Annotated in this window: 6 protein-coding genes; 1 reads left to right on the top strand and 5 read right to left on the bottom strand. The window is 64.9% G+C overall.

Annotation, left to right across the window (positions count from 1 at the left end; translation table 11 throughout):
* On the top strand, window positions 1–451 hold a 451-nt coding region (locus ON20_RS26160; RefSeq protein WP_040839788.1), incomplete at its 5' end, for a DDE-type integrase/transposase/recombinase.
* Window positions 452–559: 108 nt separating this feature from the next.
* Here the strand turns inward: ON20_RS26160 and ON20_RS26155 are convergent.
* From ON20_RS26155 to ON20_RS26140, 5 genes are all read right to left on the bottom strand, one after another.
* Complete coding sequence (locus ON20_RS26155) at window positions 560–1,255, bottom strand: hypothetical protein (RefSeq protein WP_157229012.1); 696 nt, start codon at window positions 1,253–1,255, stop codon at window positions 560–562.
* A gap of 569 nt (window positions 1,256–1,824) precedes the next feature.
* Entirely contained in the window at window positions 1,825–2,079 is a 255-nt protein-coding gene (locus tag ON20_RS26150) for a MerR family transcriptional regulator (RefSeq protein WP_040839784.1), read from the bottom strand.
* Window positions 2,080–2,767: 688 nt separating this feature from the next.
* The gene (locus tag ON20_RS26145; RefSeq protein WP_083865257.1) at window positions 2,768–3,451 is read right to left on the bottom strand and encodes a recombinase family protein; all 684 of its coding nucleotides are present in this window, start codon (window positions 3,449–3,451) and stop codon (window positions 2,768–2,770) included.
* Window positions 3,452–3,610, bottom strand: coding sequence for a hypothetical protein (locus tag ON20_RS36840; protein WP_157229011.1), 159 nt, complete (start codon window positions 3,608–3,610; stop codon window positions 3,452–3,454).
* A 35-nt stretch (window positions 3,611–3,645) separates the two neighbouring features.
* Window positions 3,646–4,028: hypothetical protein (locus ON20_RS26140; RefSeq protein ID WP_040839781.1), on the bottom strand; the 383-nt coding region annotated here is incomplete at its 5' end.

Here is a 4,028-nt window from a genome sequence, read left to right as displayed (position 1 = left end):
TGCGGTCAAGGACGCGCATTCGAACCGGATCGTGGGCTACTCGATCGACTCTCGGATGAAGGCCCGCCTCGCCGTCGACGCCCTCGGCTCCGCGGTCGCCCGCCGCGCCGCGGCCGGGGATCCAGTGGCCGGATGTGTGGTTCACAGCGACCGAGGGTCGCAGTTCCGTTCCCGGAAGTTCGTCCACGCCCTGGGCCGGCATTCAATGGTCGGATCGATGGGCCGGGTCGGTGCGTGCGGCGACAACGCCGCAATGGAGTCGTTCTTCGCGCTGCTGCAGAAGAACGTCCTCGACCGGCGTCCTTGGGCCACACGTGAGGAGCTTCGTATCGCGATCATCACCTGGATCGAACGGACCTACCACCGCCGCCGACGCCAAGCTCGGCTCGGCAAGTTGACCCCAGTCGAATACGAGACCATCATGGCCACGCCAGCCACTCAGGCTGCGTGACGCGACATGTCACCTGATCGCGCAGCAGTCCCGTACGCCACTGATGCCCCTTTCGGGCTTACTCGGTCTGCTCCCCCTCTATGCTCGGCTTCGCGCTCATCAGCAGAGTCAGGTTGCTCGTTTGCGGTTTTCCACTGCAGTGATCATGGAGTTGGCGAGGTCGTCGATCGCAACGGGCGGGTCGCCTCGTCCGGTCAGGCCCAATCCGCGTAGTCCTTGCCGAAAATCTTTGTCCCAGAACGGGTACACGCTCAACTCCACAGCGTTGTCACCTGAGCGAAGCGCTAGGTATGCGGCGTGCAGTTCGAACTGACCTGCGTTTATCCGGGACCAGTTGGACCGGGCGCTATGGCTCAATTCTCTGGCTATGGCGTCGCGATTCATGGGCGGGGAAAACGGGGTCAGTGTGTCGGCCAGCCGAGCAATATGCTGGTATTGGACGGCGATTGCCAGGTCGTCATCAGGTGAATCGAGACGCAGGTGGCGTATCGGGGCGAGAGCTTCGGCAAGCCAACCCGGCATGGGGTCGTCCTCGCCGAACCGCCCGCCATTTCCGGTACCATCGCCGCCGCCTCCCCCAGAGAGCGGCCTGTCGCCGATCGCCGAAGGGACCGACCCTCCGATCACGTCGGCGGATTGGGCTTCGGCTCCTTTCAGTCCATCAGTGGCCCGACCGGACAGGTCGGCGAACTGGTCGTATCGCCCGGCGATCGCCCCGCTGGCCTGTGGTATGCCCGGCTGGTCGGTCGTGCCCGCGAGGCGGGCGGTCAGACGTTTCAGTAATAGGTTCAACGGCTGGTTCATGGTCTTTCCACGACAGTAGAACGCCGCGCCGCCATGACATACCGGGTCGCTGGTCGGCACGCTGACCAGCGACCGGCATCGATCGCCGGCAGTGTCCTTCTACCCATTCTCGTCGACGACACGGTGTAATTCGTCCTCATCGGTGGGAGCACCGACCGGTTGATGGTTCCCGGTCGGTGCGGGTGTCTTGCACCAATTCGAGGTGGCTGAACAGGCTCGGCATCGGCCGATATCTGTGGTTCATCCCTGAAGTGTCCCGCAAGCCATGAAAACAAGGGCCCACCGGCCTGCCGGAGCGAGAGTTGGGACACCGACGAAACCATCGTCTCTCGATGGGATCGCAGTAGCTTTCACACGAAACCGACGGATACGGGCATACCCCTTGGTAGGGGATGAGGGCTATCACGGATACGGCGTTACTCCGCACAGCCCGAGGAGTATATCCGCAGGTAGGCGCTTTTCTGGCCCGGGCATAATATTCGTTGATTTCGCGCCGTTGCTGCCGGAACCTCATGGGCCGAAATCGATCTTCGGCCCGCTGTCGCCGCGCCGGAAACGCGCGGGCGCGGTCACTGCTGTGGGGTGCGTTTGGCGTTGAGTTCGAGGGCTTCGGCGAGCTGGTCTTCGAGGATGATGATCCGGCACGCCGCGTCCAGGGGTGTGCCCTGATCGATCAGTTCGCGGGCGCGGGCGGCCAGGCGCAGCTGGTAACGGGAGTAGCGGCGGTGCCCACCCGGTGAGCGTTGCGGGATGAACAGTTTCGCCTCGTCCAGGCTGCGCAGAAACGCTTGGGTCACGCCCAGCATGTCCGCGGCCCGGCCCATCGTGTAGGCGGGGTAATCGTCGTCGTCGAACTTCTCGTTCGCGGTCGTGGGGTCGGGAATCGTGGCGCCTCCATACGGACGAGTGCCCCGGTGCCGTCCGGCACCGGGGCACTACGGGGAATTACTACCGTCTTCCGACAGGTACCGGTTGCGGTCCCCGCCCGGGGACACTGAACGTGGGCGGGGAGACGGCGGGCAACTCCTTTCTTCTCTTCACTGCGGTACTACATCTTTCGTGCACTTCATCTTGCGGATTCGGCGGCCGGGGACCGCACACTTCCCGATCGCACATCCGGCCACCGTCTCCATTACACGGGCAGTTCGTCCTCTCCCGTGCCATCCAGACTTCTTACTTTTCCGACACGACAGAAACTACCGTGATCTCCACCGAATGTCTACAGCCGACACAGAAGAATATTTTCTCCTCAGCGTGGCAGTTCGAAGAACCTCACCACGACCGTCATGCGAGACGGCTCGGGCACAGCCCTCTGACGACATTCCTGCACCTGTCTTTGCGGTATCAGCGACTCCGGCGCCGACGCGTTGCCGGGTCGCTGTCGGCTCGCTGGCGCCGTAGCCCTTCCTCGGGCACCCTCGCGTATGCGGCAAGGCTGCGCACCGACCGATGCCCCGACAGCTTCATCACCACCGGCGACTCCCGCCTGCCCGATCGGGCAGGGGCTATGCCCTATCCGCCCGATTTTCGGCGAATACGACGGCCACCCCGATACAGCGTGTTTTCGGCCTGTTCGAGTAGGTAGGCCCATTTCTTCTCCTTGGGTTCACCGGCGTCCTGTTGGGCGTCGGCATCTTCGGCGAGGTAGCGGTAAAAGGTGGCCCGTGATACCCCGAATACCTCGGCGACCTGGGCTACGGACTGGTCCTCCCGTAGCGCGGCACGGGCCATGGCGAGCTGGGCCGGGGTGAGCTTGCGGGGTCGGCCGGGCTGTTTGCCCTGGTTTGCGGCGACCTCACGGGCGTGAGCGGCCCGTTCGCGCATGAAGACTCGTTCCATGTGGGCGAACAGCGCCAGCATCGCGACGCTGAGTTCGGCCATACCGGAGGTGTCGGTGGTATCGATCGGCAGCGGGTCACGCAGGGTGCGCACCCCGATACCGCGCTCGCTCAGGTCGTGGATGACGTTGAGACACTCGCGCAGGTTGCGGCCGAGCCGGTCCAGGTTGGTCGCGACGATGGTGTCGCCCTCCCGTGCGTACTTCAGCATCTTGGTGAATTCGGGCCGGTCGATGGTGGCGCTGGTCTTCTTGTCGGCGTAGATCCGGTCGTCGGGTATCCCGTGCTCGGCGAGCGCGACGAGTTGACGTTCGAGGTCCTGGTGGGTGGTGGAGACGCGGGCGTAGCCGAGGTTCATCTATGCGACCGCCTGTCCGATCGGGGCGGGCGCGCTGTCGAGTGCTCGCGCGAACAGCAGCTCCTCTTTGTGTCGCAGCGCGACCCCGCGTTGTGCGGTGTGGATCGGTCCGCGACGCCCGCGCACCAGTACGTCGGCCCGGTTGAGGTGGGCGTGCACGACCCAGAATCCGGTGAGGTCGAATTCGGCGAGTGTCAGAGTCCGAGGCCGGCGGGGCCCGGTAGCGATCCAGAGACCGGCGCCGTAACCGGCCAGTGCGTCGAGGGTCTCCAGCGCGGTCGCGGGCCGGGGGTGGTGGAGACGAATCCGACGATCGAGACGGCCGGGCGCGGTGGCGATGCGCCGAGATCATCGGTCCATGCCTCCCAGAGGGCAAGGGTGGACCTGTCGAGCTCCGGCTGCTGCCCCGCGGTCATACGGTCTGCCCACGCCCGCTGATCGATGGTGATCACCGGATGCACCGTGTAGTCGCTGACCCTCGTCCTGGGGAGTGTGACGCCGTACCATCCGGCCTCGCGTACTGCGTCGCGGACGTGGCCGGGCACTGCGTCGCCGGGAGAGCTCGAACGTTTGTCAT

The organism is Nocardia brevicatena NBRC 12119 (genome assembly GCF_000308495.1).
Lineage (GTDB): Bacteria > Actinomycetota > Actinomycetes > Mycobacteriales > Mycobacteriaceae > Nocardia > Nocardia brevicatena.
This window is presented reverse-complemented; position numbering and strand designations above follow the sequence as displayed.